Origin of the sequence: Jiangella anatolica (assembly GCF_003236295.1) — a bacterium.
Classification (GTDB): domain Bacteria; phylum Actinomycetota; class Actinomycetes; order Jiangellales; family Jiangellaceae; genus Jiangella; species Jiangella anatolica.
The window spans coordinates 20273-38798 of the sequence record NZ_POTW01000033.1 but is presented as its reverse complement, the minus strand read 5'-3'; the positions used below and the strand labels follow the sequence as shown (position 1 = coordinate 38798).

The 18526-nt window shown below is 71.7% G+C and carries 19 protein-coding genes; 9 read left to right on the top strand and 10 right to left on the bottom strand.

Features of this window, described 5'->3' with window-relative positions; genetic code table 11:
• The 4 genes from C1I92_RS15390 to C1I92_RS15370 are packed head-to-tail and all read left to right on the top strand — an operon-like array spanning position 1 to position 4421.
• Entirely contained in the window at positions 1 to 435 is a 435-nt protein-coding gene (locus C1I92_RS15390) for a TadE/TadG family type IV pilus assembly protein (RefSeq protein WP_111255534.1), read from the top strand.
• Position 436: 1 nt separating this feature from the next.
• On the top strand, positions 437 to 871 hold the full coding sequence (locus tag C1I92_RS15385) for a TadE family protein (protein ID WP_111255533.1): 435 nt from the start codon (positions 437 to 439) through the stop codon (positions 869 to 871).
• Positions 868 to 1308: a hypothetical protein gene (locus C1I92_RS15380; protein ID WP_111255532.1), complete on the top strand. Its 441-nt coding sequence runs from the start codon at positions 868 to 870 to the stop codon at positions 1306 to 1308. The genes C1I92_RS15385 and C1I92_RS15380 overlap by 4 nt, the downstream gene beginning before the upstream one ends.
• A gap of 11 nt (positions 1309 to 1319) precedes the next feature.
• Positions 1320 to 4421: a LysM peptidoglycan-binding domain-containing protein gene (locus C1I92_RS15370; RefSeq protein ID WP_158564141.1), complete on the top strand. Its 3102-nt coding sequence runs from the start codon at positions 1320 to 1322 to the stop codon at positions 4419 to 4421.
• A 66-nt stretch (positions 4422 to 4487) separates the two neighbouring features.
• On the opposite strand, the gene C1I92_RS15365 is transcribed toward C1I92_RS15370, so the two are convergent.
• Positions 4488 to 5369, bottom strand: coding sequence for a hypothetical protein (locus tag C1I92_RS15365; RefSeq protein WP_111255529.1), 882 nt, complete (start codon positions 5367 to 5369; stop codon positions 4488 to 4490).
• An 11-nt stretch (positions 5370 to 5380) separates the two neighbouring features.
• Entirely contained in the window at positions 5381 to 5980 is a 600-nt protein-coding gene (locus C1I92_RS15360) for a hypothetical protein (protein ID WP_146605150.1), read from the bottom strand.
• Positions 5981 to 6100: 120 nt separating this feature from the next.
• Between C1I92_RS15360 and C1I92_RS15355 the strand changes: the two genes are divergently transcribed.
• The 3 genes from C1I92_RS15355 to C1I92_RS15345 all read left to right on the top strand — a co-directional run bounded on the left by C1I92_RS15355 (position 6101) and on the right by C1I92_RS15345 (position 9668).
• Complete coding sequence (locus C1I92_RS15355; protein ID WP_111255527.1) at positions 6101 to 7237, top strand: N-acetylmuramoyl-L-alanine amidase; 1137 nt, start codon at positions 6101 to 6103, stop codon at positions 7235 to 7237.
• 117 nt (positions 7238 to 7354) lie between these two features.
• Positions 7355 to 8692: an aminotransferase-like domain-containing protein gene (locus tag C1I92_RS15350; RefSeq protein WP_233507014.1), complete on the top strand. Its 1338-nt coding sequence runs from the start codon at positions 7355 to 7357 to the stop codon at positions 8690 to 8692.
• A gap of 16 nt (positions 8693 to 8708) precedes the next feature.
• Positions 8709 to 9668 (top strand): D-alanine--D-alanine ligase family protein, encoded by a 960-nt coding sequence (locus tag C1I92_RS15345; protein ID WP_111255526.1) that lies wholly within the window; start codon positions 8709 to 8711, stop codon positions 9666 to 9668.
• Between the two features lie 120 nt (positions 9669 to 9788).
• Here C1I92_RS15345 and C1I92_RS15340 read toward each other — a convergent pair whose 3' ends face one another.
• The 8 genes from C1I92_RS15340 to rpmH all read right to left on the bottom strand — a co-directional run bounded on the left by C1I92_RS15340 (position 9789) and on the right by rpmH (position 15047).
• On the bottom strand, positions 9789 to 10805 hold the full coding sequence (locus C1I92_RS15340; RefSeq protein ID WP_111255525.1) for a ParB/RepB/Spo0J family partition protein: 1017 nt from the start codon (positions 10803 to 10805) through the stop codon (positions 9789 to 9791).
• Positions 10798 to 11712 carry a ParA family protein gene (locus C1I92_RS15335; RefSeq protein WP_111255524.1) on the bottom strand — a complete coding sequence of 305 codons (915 nt, stop codon included), beginning with the start codon at positions 11710 to 11712 and terminating at the stop codon, positions 10798 to 10800. Before C1I92_RS15335 ends, C1I92_RS15340 begins: the two co-directional genes overlap by 8 nt.
• 239 nt (positions 11713 to 11951) lie before the next feature.
• On the bottom strand, positions 11952 to 12632 hold the full coding sequence (gene rsmG / locus C1I92_RS15330) for a 16S rRNA (guanine(527)-N(7))-methyltransferase RsmG (RefSeq protein WP_199521268.1): 681 nt from the start codon (positions 12630 to 12632) through the stop codon (positions 11952 to 11954).
• A gap of 53 nt (positions 12633 to 12685) precedes the next feature.
• Positions 12686 to 13210, bottom strand: coding sequence for a Jag family protein (locus tag C1I92_RS15325; protein WP_111255522.1), 525 nt, complete (start codon positions 13208 to 13210; stop codon positions 12686 to 12688).
• A gap of 9 nt (positions 13211 to 13219) precedes the next feature.
• A complete protein-coding gene (gene yidC, locus C1I92_RS15320; RefSeq protein WP_199521267.1) occupies positions 13220 to 14149 on the bottom strand; it encodes a membrane protein insertase YidC in 930 nt (309 codons plus the stop codon).
• A 7-nt stretch (positions 14150 to 14156) separates the two neighbouring features.
• Positions 14157 to 14504, bottom strand: coding sequence for a membrane protein insertion efficiency factor YidD (gene yidD, locus C1I92_RS15315; protein ID WP_111255521.1), 348 nt, complete (start codon positions 14502 to 14504; stop codon positions 14157 to 14159).
• Positions 14501 to 14872: a ribonuclease P protein component gene (rnpA, locus tag C1I92_RS15310; protein ID WP_111255520.1), complete on the bottom strand. Its 372-nt coding sequence runs from the start codon at positions 14870 to 14872 to the stop codon at positions 14501 to 14503. The genes yidD and rnpA overlap by 4 nt, the downstream gene beginning before the upstream one ends.
• Positions 14873 to 14909: 37 nt before the next feature.
• Entirely contained in the window at positions 14910 to 15047 is a 138-nt protein-coding gene (gene rpmH, locus C1I92_RS15305; protein ID WP_053203721.1) for a 50S ribosomal protein L34, read from the bottom strand.
• 475 nt (positions 15048 to 15522) lie between these two features.
• Here rpmH and dnaA point away from each other — a divergent pair, with 475 nt between their 5' ends.
• Positions 15523 to 17004: a chromosomal replication initiator protein DnaA gene (dnaA, locus tag C1I92_RS15300; RefSeq protein ID WP_111255519.1), complete on the top strand. Its 1482-nt coding sequence runs from the start codon at positions 15523 to 15525 to the stop codon at positions 17002 to 17004.
• 379 nt (positions 17005 to 17383) lie between these two features.
• Positions 17384 to 18517 carry a DNA polymerase III subunit beta gene (gene dnaN, locus C1I92_RS15295; RefSeq protein ID WP_111255518.1) on the top strand — a complete coding sequence of 378 codons (1134 nt, stop codon included), beginning with the start codon at positions 17384 to 17386 and terminating at the stop codon, positions 18515 to 18517.
• Positions 18518 to 18526 lie beyond the last annotated feature (9 nt).

Below are 18526 nucleotides of genomic sequence, written 5' to 3'. Positions count from 1 at the left end.
ATGAGCCGCCGGCCACGTGACGGGCAGCGGCGTCGTCCCCGGCGCCGCCTCCCCGGACGTCCCGAACGAGGCGCGGCGACGCTGGAGCTCGTTGTCCTGTTCCCGGTCGTCCTGCTCATCACGTTCGGCGTCATCGAGGGCGCGCTGTGGTACCACGCGCGCAACGTCGCCCTCGCCGCCGCCGAGGAAGGCGTGCGCGTGGCCACCGGCAACGGCTCGACGCTCGCCGACGGCCTCACCGAGGCGCGCTCGTTCGCCGCGGAGGCCGGCGCCGACGGCGTGCTCAGCGCCGTCACCGTCACCGGCAGCGGTGGCGAGGTCGAGATCACCATCACCGTCGAGGGCTCGTCGCAGAGCCTGTTCCCCGGCTGGTCCGGGCACCAGGTCTCGCAGACGGCCAGCGGCCCCGTCGAGCGCTTCACCGGGCCGGGCTGACATGGCCACCCGGACACGCAGGGAGCGTGGGTCGGCCACCGTCGAGCTGGCGGTGGTCGCGCCCGGCCTGCTGATGATCGTCGCCCTGCTCGTGCTGGGCGGCCGCATCACCATCGCCGGCGGCTCGGTCGAGCACGCGGCGGCGGAGGCGGCGCGGACGGCGTCCATCGCCCGGAGCGCGAGCGACGCGGCGATCCAGGGCCGCGACGCCGCCGAGGCGTCGCTGGCGCAGCAGGACCTGCTGTGCGTCGGCGGGCCGAGCATTCAGATCGACACCAGCCAGTTCAGCCGCCCGCCGGGTGAGCCGGCCACCGTCACGGCGACAGTCACGTGCCGGGTCCAGCTCTCCGACGTCGCCATCCCCGGGCTGCCCGGCTCGCGGGAGATCACCGAGACGGTGCAGAGCCCGCTCGACACCTACCGGATGCGCGGATGACGGCCCGGCGGCACCGGGGGCTCCGGCGCGACGGTGAACAGGGCGCCGTCGCGGTGTTCGTCGTGGTCATCGTCATGGCGTTGTTCCTGGCCATCGGGCTCGTCGTCGACGGCGGCGCGAAGGTCCGGGCCATGCAGCGGGCCAACGCGATGGCCGCCGAGGCCGCCCGCACGGCCGCCCAGGCGGTCATCATCGACGGCAACGGCGCCGGCCACCCGACCATCGACTTCACCCGGGCCTGCTCGGCGGCCGCCAGCTACGTCACGGCGGCGGGCGGGCAGGCCACCGACTGCCGCCGGGTCGACGACACGACGGTGGAGGTCGACACCACCGTCACCTACGACCACGTCTTCCTTTCGCTGATCGGTCCCCCGACCGCTCAGGCCACCGGCAGCGCACAGGCCCGGCTCGCACGCGGCGTCGGCACGGAACAGTGAGGAGTACTCCAGTGCCTCGAACTCATCGCAGCACCCGCTCCCGGCGCACGATCGGCTCGGTCCTGCGCGGCCTCGGCGCGCTGGTCGTGATCCTCGCGGTCCTGGTGGGCATCCCGCTCGCGCTGCTCGCCGTCGCCGGCAACCCGCTGCCCGACTCCATGCCCAGCTGGGACGACGTCAGCAGCGCGCTCACCGAGCCCGACGACGGCTCGCTGTTCCTGCAGGCGCTGGTGTGGATCGGCTGGCTGGGCTGGATCAGCTTCGCCGTCGGCCTGGTCGTCGAGATCCCGGCCGCGCTGAGCGGACGCAAGGCGCCACGGCTGCCCGCGCTGCGGTTCCAGCAGCGCGCCGCCGCCGGCCTGGTCGCCGCCGTGGCCGCGGTGTTCGTCGTCGGCCCGGTCGGCGTCGCCACCGCCGCGGAGCCCGTTCAGGCGCCGGCACCACCCCCGGCCCCCGCCCCGGCGACGACGGCCGAGGCCGCGCCCGTCGCGGAGGCCGAGACGGCGCCCGCGGCCGAGGCCGCGCAGCCGGCGATGGTGCAGCGAACGCACATCGTCCAGCGCGGCGAGTCGCTGTGGCGGATCGCCGAGCAGGAGCTGGGCGACGGCATGCGCTGGCCGGAGATCGCCGAGCTCAACTACGGCACGCCGCAGCCCGGCGGCCGGTCGCTGGACAACACCCACTGGATCGACCCGGGTTGGCAGCTGCTGCTGCCGCCGGAGCCCGCGCCGGCCGAGCCGGTCGCCGACACCGGTGCGACCACGCACGTCGTCGTCGAGGGCGACACGCTGTGGGGCATCGCCGAGCAGCGGCTGGGCGACGGCGCCCGGTACCCGGAGCTGGTCGAGGCCTCGCGCGACACCGTCCAGCCCGACGGCGCCCGCCTCACCGACCCGGACCTGATCCGGCCCGGCTGGACCATCACGGTGCCGGGGACGGCGGGCGAGCCGCCGGTCGTCGGCGACCCGGTGGCACACGACCCGGCTCCGCCACCCGCCGAGGAGCCGGCGCCACCCGCGGAGCAGCCGGCTCCGCCGGCGGAGGAGCCCGTGCAGCCGCCCGCGGAGGAGGCTCCGCAGGAGCAGCCGCCGGCCGAGGAACCGGTGCAACCGCCGGCGGCCGAGCAGCCCGGCGACTCCGAGGCGGGTGACGCAGCCACTCAGGCCGTCGGCGACGACCTGCCCGTCCGCACCGCGGCCGGTGTCGGCGCGCTGATGGCGGCCGGTGTGCTGGCGTTCCTCGCCGTCCGGCGACGGGGTCAGCAGCGGCGACGCGAGCCGGGCGAGCGGATCGCGATGCCCGAGGGCGCCCTGGCCGGCGCCGAGCAGGAGCTGCGCGGCGTCGCCGACCCGATGAGCGTCGAGCTGGTCGACCTCGCGCTGCGTGGGCTGGCCGCCGACTGCGCCGCCCGCGGCGTCTCGCTGCCGCCGCTGCGCATCGGCCGGCTGACGTCGGAGCAGTTCGAGCTGTACCTCGCCGACGAGTCGGAGCTGCCGCCGCCGTTCGTCGCGACCGACCAGGGCCACGTGTGGCTGCTGCCGGCCGCCGCCGCGCAGGGCTACGACGCCGAAGCGCTGCGCGAGGTGCCGGCGCCGTACCCGAGCCTCGTCACGGTCGGGCACGGACCGGAGAACGGTCACCTGCTGCTGGACCTGGAACGGCTCGGCACGCTCGCCGTGGTCGGCGAGCGGGAGGCGTCGCGCGAGGTGATGGCCGCGCTCGCCGTCGAGCTGGCCACCAGCCCGTGGGCCGACGACCTGCAGGTCACGCTGGTCGGCACCTGCCCCGAGCTGGCCGGTGGGCTGGACACCGGGCGGATCCGGTACCTGCCGACGATCGGCAGCCTGCTCGGCGAGCTCAGCAACCGCGCCCGGCACGACCGAGCGGCGATGGCCGAGTCCGGCGCCTACTCGCTCGACGACGCGCGTGCCCGCGGTGTGGCCGTCGCGGCCTGGACGCCGGAGATCGTGCTGCTCGGCGAGCCGCTCGGCCCGGATCAGGACGCGCAGCTGGCCGAGCTGGTGCAGTCACTCCCCCGCGTCGCCGTCGCGGCGGTGACGAGCGGGACCGGCGCCGTCGGCCAGTGGTCGCTGGAGCTGGGCGACGCCGCGGTGCTGCAGCCCGTCGGCGTCGACGTGCAGCCGCAACGCCTGGACCAGCACCAGTACCACCAGATCCTGGAGCTGCTGGGCATCACGACGCAGCCGGCCCGGCCGTGGGCCGACGCCGGGTCGCCGGCCGTCGAGCCGCCGCCCGAGGACGCCGACGCCGACCTGCTGGAGAGCCTGGAGGCCGAACTCGACCCGGTGCCGCCGCCGCCCGCCGCCGACGCCGTCCCCGAGACGTCGCCCGCGCCGGCGCCCGACGGTCCGACCATCCTGCTGCTCGGACCGGTCGAGGTCGAAGACGCCGAGGGACCGGTCGAGCAGTCCAAGTACCGGCAGCTCACCGAGATCGCGGCGTTCATCGCGCTGCACCCAGGCCGCGGGCACGCCGCCCTCGACGACGCGATGTGGCCGGGCAGCCGGGTCACGCAGAACACCCGGAACACGGCGATCTCGAAGCTGCGCCGCTGGTTCGGCAGCGACGCCGCCGGCGAGGACTACTTGCCCCGGGTCGACTCCGGCTACCGCTTCCAGCCCGGCGTCACCACCGACTGGGACGAGTGGCGCTCCCTCGTCGGCGACGACCCGGCGCTGGCCGGCACCCAGCAGCTGGTGGCGGCGCTCGAACTGGTCCGCGGCCAGCCGTTCACCGGCGTGAATCCGCGCCGCTACGGCTGGGCCGAGCACCTCAAGCAGGAGATGATCTCGGCCATCGTCGACGCCGCGCACGAGCTGGCCCAGCGCGCCCTCCGCGCCGGCGACGCCCACCTCGCCCGCAAGGCGTCGACCATCGGCCTGCAGGTCGAGCCCGGCATGGAGCTGCTCTGGCGGGACCGGATCAAGGCCGAGCACCTGGCCGGCAACCGGCCCGGCATCGACGACGCCATCGCCCGCATGACCGCCATCAGCGCCGACCTCGGCGACGACCTGGAGGACACGACGGTGCAGCTGATCGCAGAGCTCACCAGCCCGGCGCCGCAGCACTCCGGCGTGCCGGAGCGGCTCTAGCCGACCACACAAAGGGCGCCGCTCCGGGATGGCCGGGGGCGGCGCCCTTCGTCTGTGCCGACGTGCTCAGCGGTTCTGCACCAGCGCCTGGATCTCGCCGACCGGGATGACGGTGCCGTTCCACGGGCTCTCCAGAGTCTCCGGCACGCCCGGCAGGTCCACCTCGGCGCCGCTCATGGTGAACGTGACGTCGTAGACGAGGCGGGCCTGGGCGGGGAAGCCCGGGCGGCCGTCGATGTCGAGCGACGTCTGCTCGTGCGACATCAGCAGGTAGACGTGCTCACAGGCGTTCGTCCGCAGGTCCGGCCGGCATTCGATGGTCGGGGACCCGTCGGCCGGGTCGATCTCGACGTGGCTGAGGGTGCCGGTGGCCTGTAGCGGACCGGCGACGCTGCCGATGATCTCACCGTCGCCGATGCCGTCGATGAGGAACCGGGTGTCGGCGCCGACGTAGGTCATGCCGGCCGGCTCGAAGCTCATCGTGAACGCGGGTGTCTGCAGCCGGCCCAGCGCCTGCCAGCCCAGTTCGGGAAGTGCACCGTCGTACGGCTTGATCCACCGCCACCGCTCATAGAGCTCCTCCTGACCGGGCACACGGCACCGGACGAACGTGAAGATGTAGTCCGGCCCGGGCATGGTCTCTTCCGGCGGCCACTTCGACTCGTCCAGCGGCGACGGGATGTCGGCCTGGCATGCCTTGATGCCGAGACAGAACTCGTTGTACGGCTCCTCGGTCAGGTCGCAGCGCGGCCCGCCGCCACCGCCACCGTTGCTGCCACCGTCCTCCTCGTCGGGATCCGGGCAGATGTTGACGTACTCGAACTCGCCCGGGCGAACCTCGAGCGACACCCAGCAGGGGTCGGACGCCGGCTCGGCCGCCTGGCTCGACGCGACCGCTCCGAAGAGGCCGGCCAGCAGGACGGCCACAGCCAGCAGGACCTGGGACATGCGTCGGGGGGTCAGCATGTGATGGTGCCTCCAGGCTCGATCGGATCGCCGACGAGCCAGGACCCGTCGGACTGGACCATCTCGTAGACCACGGGGTGCGGCTCCAGCTGCTCGGGCGCGGGTGGGATCTCCTCGCCGCTGGTGAGCTGGGGCAGCCACTCCGACTCGTCCATGCAGGCGCTGACGACGCCGGAGCGGTCGACGACCTGCACGTTGACATCGGTGATGACCGGGGCGCCGACTCGGACGATGCCCTGGGCGGCATAGCGGCTGGCAATGCCGGCGTTGACCTCGATCGTCGACTCGGTGGCCAGGCCCTCGAAGAGCGCGGCAGGGTCGTCGGAGGCGCCGCTCTGTGCCTCGACCACCGCGTCCACATATCGCTCGAACACCGTTCGAATCTCCTCTTCATCCTGCGAAGCGGTGGTCTCCGAGACGGATGCCGTCGGCTCCGGGGCCGCCGGGTCGGTGGCGTCGTCGTCACCACTGCACGCGGCGACGATGGTGATGCACGCCAGACCGATCACGAGGCGCCGGCCCGTCCGGGGAAACGAGCCGCTCATGCAGGGACAATAGCGATCAAGACGTGACAGTGGCAACACGAACAGCATGAACGGCAGGCGTCATTTCCGCTGGCCGCGCCGGGAAACCCGGTCCGGACACGGGGCGGTTGGAGCCGCCCGCTGTGGGTAGAATCGGGCGCGACACTGCCAGGAAGGAACCACCCCCGGATGACCTCGCTTCGTTACCAGTTGGGTGATACCGGCCCGGCAATCGCGGAGATCCGCTCCAAGCTCACGCAGCTCGGACTCCTCGACGACACCGCGCCCGGCCCCCACACGTTCGACGAGGACGTCACCCAGGCGGTCCGGCAGTTCCAGCAGGAACGCGGCCTCACCGCGACCGGGGTCGTCGACGCGACGACCTACCGGGTGCTCGACGAGGCCCGCTGGCGGCTGGGCGACCGGCTGCTGTCCTACGTGGTGGGCAACCCGCAGGCCGGCGACGACGTCATCGCGCTGCAGCGACGGCTGTCCGAGCTGGGCTTCGACGTCGGCCGCATCGACGGCGTGTTCGGCGCGCGCACCGGCGATGCGCTGCGCGACTTCCAGCGCAACATCGGCCTGCCCGCCGACGGCACCTGCGGGCCCAGCACGTTCAAGGCGCTGGGCCGGCTGGCCCCGATCGTCACCGGCGGCCGGCCCGAGAGCCTGCGCGCCGTCGAGGCGCTGCGCCGGGCCGGCAAGCGGCTGCCTGGCAAGGTCGTCGTCATCGACCCGGGCCACGGCGGCGCCGACCGCGGCCACCAGGCAAATGGGCTCGACGAGGCCGCCGTCGTCGAGGACCTCGCCGCCCGCATCGAGGGCCGGCTGACCGCCACCGGCGTCCAGACGTACCTGACCCGCGGCCCCGGCGCCGACGGCTCGCCCACCGAGGCCGAGCGCGCTGCGTTCGCCAACGACTCCGGCGCCAACCTGCTGATCTCGCTGCACGTCGACTCCCACCCGAACCCCGAGGCGGCCGGCGTCGCCACCTACTTCTACGGCAGCCACGAGCCGGGCACCGCGAGCGCCATCGGCGAGCAGTTCGCCGGTCTGGTCCAGCGCGAGATCGTCGCCCGCACCGACCTCGTCGACTGCCGGGCGCATCCGAAGACGTGGGACCTGCTGCGGCACACCCGGATGGCCGCGGTGCGGGTCGAGCTCGGCTACATCACCAACGACGGCGACGCCGCCCGGCTGGCCGACCCCGACTTCCGTGACGTCGTGGCCGAGGCCATCGTCGTCGCCATCCAGCGGGTGTACCTGCCCTCCGGCGAGGACGCCGCCACCGGCGTGCTGCGGTTCCACGATCTGGCCGCGAACTGACCGAATCGCGGGCAATCGATTCGCCACCACCTGCCCCGATGAGGCACAGTTGACCCTGGGGTATCGGAGCTGTCCGGCCCCGTCGTCTGTGTCGGTCCGTTTCCGGGAGGTGTGTACGTGAGCCAGCAGTCCAGCCCGCACCGGAAGACGACCGACGCAGCAGCCGCCACCGGCTCACGTCTGGACTCATACGTCGACCGCTACGCCACCCGCACGCACGGCATGACGGCGTCGGAGACGCGCTCGCTGTTCGCGGTGGCCTCCCGGCCCGAGGTCGTGTCGCTGGCCGGGGGCATGCCGAACATCTCCGGCCTGCCGCTCGACGTCGTCGGCTCGATGATGAACGACCTGGTCACCAAGCGCGGCATGACGGCGCTGCAGTACGGCTCCGGCCAGGGCGATCCCACACTGCGCGAGCAGATCTGCGACGTCATGCGCCCGGCCGGCATCAACGCCCACCCCGACGACGTCACCGTCACGGTCGGCTCTCAGCAGGCCCTCGACCTGCTGACCCGCATCTTCATCGACCCGGGCGACGTCATCCTGGCCGAGGCGCCGTCCTACGTCGTGGCGCTGGGGACGTTCCGGTCGTACCAGGCCGACATCGTGCACGTCGAGATGGACGACCACGGCCTGGTCCCCGAGCGGCTGCGCGAGGCCATCGCCGCGGTGCGAGCCGCCGGAAAGACCATCAAGTTCCTCTACACCATCCCGAGCTACCACAATCCGGCCGGCGTGACGCTGCCACAGCAGCGCCGGGCCGAGGTGCTGGAGATCTGCCGCCAGGCCGACGTCCTGATCGTCGAGGACGACCCGTACGGCCTGCTCGGGTTCGACGGCGAGGTGCCGCGCGCCATCCGGGCCGACGACGCCGAGCAGGTCGTCTACGTCGGCTCGTTCTCGAAGACGTTCGCGCCGGGCTTCCGGGTCGGCTGGGCGCTCGCGCCGCACGCCGTCCGCGAGAAGCTGGTGCTCGCGTCGGAGAACAGCGTGCTCTGCCCGCCGGCGTTCAGCCAGCTGGCCGTCTCGGAGTACCTGTCCGGCCACGACTGGATGGCGCAGGTCAAGGACTTCCGCGAGATGTACCGCGAACGGCGCGACGCCATGCTCGAGGCGCTGGACGACCTCATGCCGGCCGGCGCGCACTGGACCCGGCCCACGGGCGGGTTCTACGTGTGGCTGACGCTGCCGGAGGGCATCGACGCGAAGGCGATGCTGCCCCGCGCCGTCACCAACCGGGTCGCCTACGTCCCCGGCACGGCGTTCTTCGCCGACGGTTTCGGCGCGCGCTCGATGCGGCTGTCGTACTGTTACCCGACACCCGAGCGCATCCGCGAGGGCGTGCGCCGGCTGGCCCAGGTCATCGAGCAGGAGATGGAGCTGCGGGCCACGTTCGGAGCGTGGGGCTCCGCACAGCGGCCCGGCCTCGACGCGCCGGCGCCGGACCAGAGTTGAGGGGTTTCGTTCCAGCATGAGTGATCTCGGCCGCGTCCTCGTCCTCGCCGGCGGCCTGTCGCACGAGCGCGACGTCTCGCTGCGCTCGGGGCGGCGGGTGGCCGAGGCCCTGCGTGAGGTCGGTCTCGACGTGGAACAGCGCGACGCCGACGCCGACCTGCTCGCGTCTCTGCGCCAGGATCCCCCGCACGTCGTGTTCCCGCTGCTGCACGGCGTCTCCGGCGAGGACGGCGCGATCCAGGAGGTGCTGTCGCTGGCCGGGCTGCCGTACGTGGGCTCGGCGCCGGCGGCGTGCCGGCTGGCCTTCGACAAGCCGGTCGCGAAGGCGATCGTGCGCCGGGCCGGCATCGCCACCCCGGAGTCGACGGTGCTGTCGCAGTCGACGTTCCGCGAGCTGGGCGCCGGCGTGCTGCTGGACGCGCTGGTCGCCCGGCTCGGGCTGCCGCTGGTGGTGAAGCCGGCTCGCGGCGGCTCCGCGCTGGGCACGACGGTGGTCCGCTCGGCAGCCGAACTGCCCGCGGCCATGGTGGAGTGCTTCGCCTACGGCGAGCGGGCGCTGATCGAGCGCTGGGTCGACGGCACCGAGGTCGCCGTGTCCGTGCTCGACACCGGCGACGGGCCGCGCGCGCTGCCGGCGGTCGAGATCGTGCCTGAGTCCGGGACGTACGACTACCACGCCCGCTACACGGCCGGCGCGACGGAGTTCTTCGTGCCGGCCCGGCTCGACGAGGTCGCGGCGAGGGCCGTGGCGGAGGTCGCGGTGGCGGCGCACCAGACGCTGGGCCTCAGCGACCTGTCCCGCACCGACCTCATCGTCGATCGCGACGGCGTGCCGTGGTTGCTGGACGTCAACGTCGCACCGGGCATGACGGAGACCTCACTGCTGCCGCAGTCGGTCCAGGCGGCCGGGCTCGACCTCGGCGTCCTGGCCCACGAGCTGCTCGCTTCTGCCGTTTCTCGCCGACACGACGGCTGACCGCAAGCCGACAGACCAGCCAGGTCGGCGGGCGGGGATGCCGTCAGGGGTAGGCGCGGGCGTCCGAGCGAGGAACGAGCGAGGCGGGCGGGGACGGCATCCCCGCCCGCCGACCGGACGTCAGTCGGACGCGGTAGCGCCGTCGGCGTCGCGGACGGCCTTCGCCATCCGGGGGTCAATGGTGCTCACGATGCGCTCGAGGTCGTCGAGGCTGGCGAACTCGATGGTCACCTTGCCCTTCGAGCGGCCGAGGTCGACCTTCACCCGGGTGTCCAGCCGCTCGGAGAGGGCGGCGGCGATGTCGCCGAGCCGTGGCGCGACCGGGCGGGCGGAACGACGAGCGCGTGACTTGGGCGTCTCGGCGTCGTCCAGCGAGACGATCTCCTCGACGGAGCGGACGCTGAGGCCCTCGGCGACGATCCGCTGGGCGAGCCGCTCCTGCGCCGCGCCGTCGCCGAGACCGAGCAGAGCGCGTGCATGCCCAGCCGAGAGGATGCCGGCGGCGACCCGGCGCTGCACCAGGGGCGGCAGCTTCAGCAGCCGCAGCGTGTTGGAGATCTGCGGCCGGCTGCGCTTGATGCGCACCGCGAGCTCGTCGTGCGTGCAGCCGAAGTCGTCCAGCAGCTGCTGGTAGGCGGCCGCCTCCTCCAGCGGGTTGAGCTGGCTGCGGTGCAGGTTCTCCAGCAGCGCGTCGCGCAGCATGTCGTCGTCGCGGGTGGTGCGGACGATCGCCGGGATGGTCGGGAAGCCGGCCTCTTTGGTGGCCCGCCACCGTCGCTCACCCATGACCAGCTCGTAGCGGCCGGTCTCCAGCTGCCGGACGACGATCGGCTGCAGCAGGCCGACCTCCTGGATGGACGACACCAGCTCGGCCAGCGCGTCCTCGTCGAAGATCTGCCGCGGCTGCCGCAGGTTCGGCACGATCGAGTCGACCGGGATCTCCGCGAACGTGGCGCCGTCGACGGGGAGCAGGTCCCCACCGTCGTCGTCCGTCGTTTCACGTGAAACGACGGACGAGCCGTTGCTGGGGAAGAAGACGTCCACCGGCGCCTTGCGCAGCGCGTCGCCGCTTGCCGGGTCCCCCGTCGGGATCAGGGCGCCGAGACCGCGCCCCAACCCCCGCCTCTTCTCAGCCATCACTCGTCTCCCCAGATGTACTGCCCGATGCTCCCCGCTCCGCGATCTCGCGCGCGGCTTCCAGATACGACAGCGCGCCACTGGACGCGGCGTCGTACGTCATCACGGTCTGACCGTAGCTCGGCGCCTCGCTGATGCGGACCGAGCGCGGGATCGCCGTCCGCAGCACGGTGTCACCGAAGTGCCGGCGGACCTCGTCCGCCACCTGCGCGGCCAGCCGGGTGCGGCCGTCGTACATGGTGAGCAGGATCGTCGAGACCGCGAGCTCGCGGTTGAGGTGGGCGCGGACCATGTCGATGTTCTTGAGCAGTTGGCTCAGGCCCTCCAGCGCGTAGTACTCGCACTGGATCGGAATCAGGACTTCGTCGCCGCCGACCAGCGCGTTCACCGTGAGCAACCCGAGCGACGGCGGGCAGTCGATGAACACGTAGTCGTACTCGACGCCGGGCGTCTGCAGGTGCTGGTCGAGAGCTTTCCGCATGCGCGACTCGCGGGCCACCATCGAGACCAGCTCGATCTCGGCGCCGGCGAGGTCGATGGTGGCGGGCACGCACCAGAGGCCGTCGATCTCCTCGACCTTCTGCACGACGTCGCCGATGGGGGTCTCCTCCACCATGACGTCGTAGATGCTGGGGATCTCGGCGTGGTGGTCGATGCCCAGGGCCGTCGACGCGTTGCCCTGCGGGTCGAGGTCGATGACGAGCACGCGCAGCCCGCTGACGGCGAGCGCGGCGGCCAGGTTCACCGTCGTCGTGGTCTTGCCGACGCCGCCCTTCTGGTTCGCGACGACCATGATGCGCAGCTGGTCCGGCTGCGGCATCGGTGCCGTCCGCCGTCCGACCGCCATGAGTGCGACCGCCGCCTCACGGGCGATCGGGGTGTCCAGGTCGGCCAGCGAGCCTGACATCGCGAACTCCGCCAGATCTGCCGTCGAACGTACGTGGGTGCTCGCGGCCGGTTCGGCCGGTCGGTCGCCCGCATTCACCGAAATCTCACGCTCCAGGTTCGACGGTCCGCCCGTCGTATCTATGGTCCCACTGAGCCGCGGCCAGCCGTTGGCCGACCGCCGTTCCCCCGTAGCGCTGTCGACTGCGACGACCCCACCGGCTGCGGGCCAGCCCAGGCCCGCCACGACGGTGGTATCGGTCATCTCTTCGTCCTCCGTTGTCGTACGTCCTTCTTCGGCCCCGTCCCCGAACTGCCGGCGACCACGACGGCCACCCGCGTCACCGGGTCGACCACACCTGCACCGGCCTCCTCAACTCTCCACGACGCCGCGCCCATTCTCGCCAATGACGCGGCGGAATCGGCCAACTCTTCGGAAACCGACCGGCCCTTGAGCGCCAGCAGCACGCCGCCGGGCCGCAGCAGCGGCAGCGTCCAACCGGCCAGCCGATCCATCGGCGCGACCGCGCGGGCCGTCACGACGTCGAACCGGGCTCGTGGCCGGACGTCCTCCGAGCGCGAGCGCAGAACGCTCACGCCGTCCAGCCCGAGCGCGGCGACGGTCTCCGTCAGGAACTCACTGCGCCGCAGCAGGGGCTCGATCAGCACGACCTCGAGATCGGGTCGGGCGATCGCCAGAGGTATACCCGGCAGCCCCGCACCGGAACCCACGTCCGCGACGACGCGGCCCTCGTCGACGAGCTCGGCGACAACGGCCGAGTTCAGGATGTGCCGATCCCAGATCCGCGGGACCTCCCGCGGGCCGAGCAGGCCGCGTTCGATGCCGGCGCCGGCGAGCTGTGCGGCGTACGCCACCGCCAGCTCCAGCCGGTCCCCGAACACGGCGGAGGCCGAGTCCGGCACGGCGAGAACGTCGTCCAAGACTCGGCCTCCAGAGAGTTTCAATCGTGTTGTTTCACGTGAAACACGCACCACTAGGCGGGCATCACCACGACGTAGCGCCGGGGCTCCTCGCCCTCCGACTCGCTGCGCAGGCCCGCGTCGGCGACGGCGTCATGGACGACCTTCCGCTCGAACGGGGACATCGCGCCCAGCGACTCCGGCTCGCCGGACGTCCGGACCGCCTCGATCACCCGCTTCGCCAGCTCCAGCACCTCGGCCCGCCGGTTGGCCCGGAAGCCACCGACGTCGAGCATGAGCCGGCTGCGCTCGCCGGTCTCGCGGACCACCGCCAGCCGGGTCAGCTCCTGCAGCGCCTCGAGCACCTTGCCGTCCTCGCCGATCAGCGCGTCGAGGCCGTCACCGACGATCGAGACGACCGCGCGGTCGCCCTCGACGTCCATGTCGATGTCGCCGTCGAGGTCGGCGATGTCGAGCAGTTCCTCCAGGTAGTCCGCCGCGATGTCGCCCTCGCGTTCGAGCCGCTTCGCCGTGCCCTCCCCGGCCTCGGTCTCGCGTTCCTGCGCCACATCCAGCTCCGTGCCAGCGTCGCTCACCATCGACTCCTTCTACTTCTTCTTGCGCTGCGAGCGCGAGGTCTTCTTGGGTTGCCGCCGGACCACCTGCGTGTTCTCCGGCTCCTGCTCGGTCTCGCCGGTGTCGGGTGTCGGCAGTGCGACGCCCTTCTTGCGGGCCTTCTCCTCAAGCCGTCGCTGATGCGCCTTCTCGGCCTCCGTGCCGGGCGCCGGCATCCGCCGGATGACGTACAGCTGCTGGCCCATGGTCCAGAGGTTCGACGTGAGCCAGTAGAGGACGGTGCCGAGCGGGAAGTAGACGCCGGAGAACGCGAACACCAGCGGCAGCACGTACAGCAGGATCTTCTGCTGCTGCGCGAACGGGCCCTCCAGGGCCTCCTTCGGCATGTTCTTGCGCATGATCTGGCGCTGCGTGATGAACTGCGTGACGACCATCAGCACGACCATCACCGCGGCGATGATCCGGGTGTTGATGGTGTCGGCGTTCAGGAAGGTGTCGGCGAGCCGGGCGCCGAAGATCTCGGCCTGGCCGGCGGACTCGAACAGCTCCGGCTGGCTGGTGAAGGCGCCGCGCTCGTGCCCCTTCGCGACACCGTCGAGCACCCGGAACAGGGCGAACAGGAACGGCGCCTGGAGCAGGATGGGCAGGCAGGACGAGAACGGGTTGGTCCCGGTGTCCTTGTAGAGCTTCATCATCTCCTGCTGGAGACGCTCGCGATCGCCCTTGTACTTCTTCCGCAGCTCGCGCAGCTGCGGCTGGAGGATCTGCATGCGCCGCTGCGACTTGATCTGCCGCACGAACAGCGGGATGAGCAGGATGCGGATGACCACCACAAGGCCGATGATGGCCAGCGCCCAGTTGGCGCCGTCGTGGCTGATGCCGAGCAGCTCTGAGAAGAGCCAGTGCCAGCCGATCATGATCCAGCTGACCAGGTAGTACAACGGCGCGAGGATGGTATCCACGGGTGTATCAGACTCCTCGGAGAGAGGTCGGTGCGCCTGGCGGCAGGTCCGCCCGCGGCGCGGAAGCTCGATGCGACGGGGCCGCGTGCGGCTCGTCGTCGCCGTCAGTCCCGGCGGCCCGGCCCCACCAGCGGTAGTTCTCGCGGGTGGGCACGAGGTCGACGCCGCCGGCGCACCAGGGGTGGCAGCGGCCGAGCCGGCGCAGGGTCAGCCAGCTTCCGCGCAGGGCACCGTGCCGCTCCACCGAGCTCAAGGCGTACGCCGAGCAGGACGGGTAGTAGCGGCAGGTCTGCCCGTACAGCGGGCTGATGACGAGGCGATAGCCCTTGAGCAGGGCCACCAGGATGGTCTTCATCGCCGTTGCTCCGCCCGGGTCACGGCGCGGTCGATGGCCGCGTCGAGCTCACGCGCGAGTGCGGAGCTGGGAGCGCCGGCGATACCGGGCAGCGCGCGGACGACGAGCTTGGAGCCGGTGGGGAGCCGGTCGACTCGCTCGGCGAGGAGGTGGCGCAGCCGGCGTCGCACGGTGTTCCGCACCACTGCACCCCCAACCGTGCGCCCGACGACCAGACCCACCGACGCGGGGCCGGCATCGGCCGCGGCGGCGGAATCGCCGGCCGGCAGCAGATGCACGACCATGGTCGGCCGCCCGACGCGGACACCGCGGCGCACGATCACCCGGAAATCGGCTGAGCGCCGGAGCCGGTGTTCGGCCTTCAGCACCTCTGATCGTCGAGCGAGCGCAAGCGTGCCGGCCGGATCAGGCGGACAGCTTGGCACGGCCCTTGCTGCGGCGGGCGGCGAGGATGGCACGGCCGGCGCGCGTACGCATACGCAGCCGGAAGCCGTGAGTCTTCGCACGACGGCGGGTGTTCGGCTGGAAGGTGCGCTTGACCACGTCCGGGCTCCTGTGTCGTTCGATGAGAGATGTGCGTGCTTCGGGGTGCCGTGCGGGATCCGATCATCCACGGGTAGCTAACGCCCGGGCATGACAAAAGGAGCCCTCGTCGGACCGATTTACGGTACGCGGTGGCCGCGTCTCAGGTCAAACTCGGTGGCCCGGGCCTGACCGGACGGCCGCAACCGCCCATCATGGCACCCGCGATTACCACGAGTCCGGCAACGACACGCCGGTATCTGGGGGCAACCTGTGGACATCAGTTGAAGCGCTGGCCGCATGTTGTTAGCGTCACGTGCTCCAGCACGCTGTCCGTCCGGTCCGGCAGGCCCGAACCGGCTCCGCGTTCGCGCAGGTCACAATGGAGCGGATGGAGACAAAACGCACGTGTCGACACCCTCCACACCCTGTGGACGACCGTGTGGACAACGACAACGGGGGTGGCCAGCCAGTTGCCGCCAGTTTGGAGTGAACTGTGGCAGACGAGGCCGGAACCGACTTCGCCACCGCCTGGGCCAAGGCGCTGACCGACCTGGAGTCGATCGAGATCGGGCCGCAGCAACGGGCCTTCCTGTCGCAGGCCCGGCCGGTCACGCTCGTCGAGGGCACCGCGGTCATCTCGGTCCCCAGCGACTTCGCCCGCGCCCAGGTCGAGCAGCGGCTGCGCTCGCACATCATCGACGCCCTGTCGGCGGTGATCGGCCGTCCGGTCGGCCTCGCCGTGAGCGTCAGCCCGCCGCCCGACGGGGTCCCCGGCGCGCTGCTCGACCCCGTCCCGCCGCCGCCCCCGCTCGGTGGCACCGACCCGGGCCCGTCGTCCTCGGTCGACACCGAGGAGATCCCGCTGGTCAGCGCCGCCATCGAGGCGCCGTTCCCGCCGCCGCGGTCGCAGCCCGACGTCACCCGGCGCGGTGACGTCGAGCCGCACCTCAACCCGCGGTACACCTTCGACACGTTCGTCATCGGCTCGAGCAACCGGTTCGCGCACGCCGCCACCGTCGCCGTCGCCGAGGCGCCCGGCAAGGCGTACAACCCGCTGCACGTCTACGGCGAGTCCGGCCTGGGCAAGACCCACCTGCTGCACGCGATCGGGCACTACACGCGGACGATGTACCCCGGCACCCGGGTGCGCTACGTGAGCTCGGAGGAGTTCACCAACGACTTCATCAACTCCATCCGCGACGACAAGGCCTCGGCCTTCCAGCGCCGCTACCGCGACGTCGACGTCCTGCTCATCGATGACATCCAGTTCCTCGAGGGCAAGATCCAGACGCAGGAGGAGTTCTTCCACACGTTCAACACGCTGCACAACGCGAACAAGCAGATCGTCATCACGTCCGACCGGCCGCCGAAGCAGCTGTCGGCGCTGGAGGACCGCCTGCGCAACCGGTTCGAGTGGGGCCTGACGTGCGACGTGCAGCCGCCGGACCTCGAGACCCGCATCGCGATCCTGTCCAAGAAGGCCACCCAGGATCACCTCAACGTCTCGCCGGACGTGCTGGAGTACATCGCCAGCCGCATCGCCACGAACATCCGTGAGCTCGAGGGCGCGCTGATCCGGGTCACGGCGTTCGCCAGCCTCAACCGGCAGCCGGTCGACCTCTCGCTGGCCGAGATCGTGCTGCGCGACCTGGTGCCGACCGACTCCGGGCCGGAGATCACCGCCGCCACGATCATGGCGCAGACGTCGGCCTACTTCGGCCTGACCATCGAGGACCTACAGGGCACCAGCCGCAGCCGCGTGCTCGTCACGGCCCGGCAGATCGCGATGTACCTGTGCCGTGAGCTGACCGAGCTGTCGCTGCCGAAGATCGGCCAGCACTTCGGCGGCCGCGACCACACGACGGTCATGCACGCCGAGCGGAAGATCCGGACGCTGATGGCCGAGCGGCGCAGCGTCTTCAATCAGGTCACCGAACTGACCAACCGGATCAAGCAGCAGGCCCGGCAGTCGTGATCCACTTCTCACAGGCTGTGGACAAGTTTGTGGACATGAGTGCCACCGCCGTGGACCGGCACGGGGAAAGTGTCACCCATCGGTGGACAACCTCGGACCGTCCACGTCACCCACTGGCCGTGCCCACAGCCTCCGTGGACAACGGTAGCGGCGCTCACCTGCGACGTTCATGGTTTTCCACACTTTCCACCAACGCTATGAACCTGACTGACCTATCCATGGATCAATGGGCAGCGCACAAGCCTGGCGGGCCGGTTCCTGTGGATCGTGTGATTCACGGCCGGCGTTTGACGCCTCTGGCAGTCACTGTCGGCGGCCCGTGGAAGGATGACGTCGAACCACAACGACCCGGGCTGGCGCCCGAGGGGAGGACGGACCGGTGAAGTTCCGGCTCGATCGCGATGTACTGGCGGAGGCGGTGGCCTGGACGGCCCGCACCCTGCCCAACCGGCCGACGGTGCCGGTCCTGGCCGGCCTGCGCATCGACGCGTCCGACACCCAAGTGACGTTCTCGTCGTTCGACTACGAGGTGTCCGGGCGGGTGTCCGTCGACGCCGACGTCGCCGACGGTGGCACCGTCCTGGTGTCCGGCCGGCTGCTGGCCGACATCGCGAGGTCGCTGCCGAACAAGCCGGTCGACCTCAACGCCGACGGCTCGAAGGTCACCATCACCTGTGGCAGCGCCCGGTTCACCCTGCTCACGCTGCCGGTCGAGGAGTACCCCGACCTGCCGGTCATGCCCGCGGCCTCCGGCACCGTCGACGGCGCGGTCCTCGCCGAAGCTGTCACCCAGGTCGCCGTCGCCGCCGGCCGCGACGACATGCTGCCCACGCTCACCGGCATCCGCATCGAGATCGAGGGCGAGACCGTCACCCTGGGTGCCACCGACCGGTACCGGCTGGCCGTCAAGGAGTTCACCTGGAACCCGGGCACGCCCGACCTCTCCGCGGTCGCGTTGGTGCCGGCCCGCACGCTGGTCGACGCCGCCAAGACGCTGGGCCCGGCCGGCGAGGTCACGCTGGCGCTGGGTACCGGCACGCAGGACAGCCTGCTCGGCCTGGCCGCCGGCGGCCGCCACACCACCAGCCGGCTGATCGACGGCGAGTGGGTGCCCAATTACCGCCGCCTGTTCCCGGCCGAGACCGCCACCGTCGCCCGGGTGGAGATCTCGGCGCTGGTCGAGTCGGTCAAGCGCGTTGCGCTGGTGGCCGAGCGCAACACCCCGGTCCGGCTGGCCTTCGACGAGGGCCAGGTCGTGCTCGAGGCCGGCAGCGGCGAGGACGCGCAGGCCTCCGAGGCGCTGCCCGCCGACGTCCAGGGTCCGGCCATCGCCACCGGCTTCAACCCGACGTACCTGCTCGACGGCCTGCAGGCGCTGGGCACCCCGTTCGTGCACCTGTCCTTCACCGACACCCCGCTGAAGCCGGTGGTCATCCAGGGCGTCGACAGCGCCGAGGCCGAGCCCGGCGGCGGCTACCGCTACCTCGCCATGCCGATCCGGCTGTCCGGCTGACGACCGTTC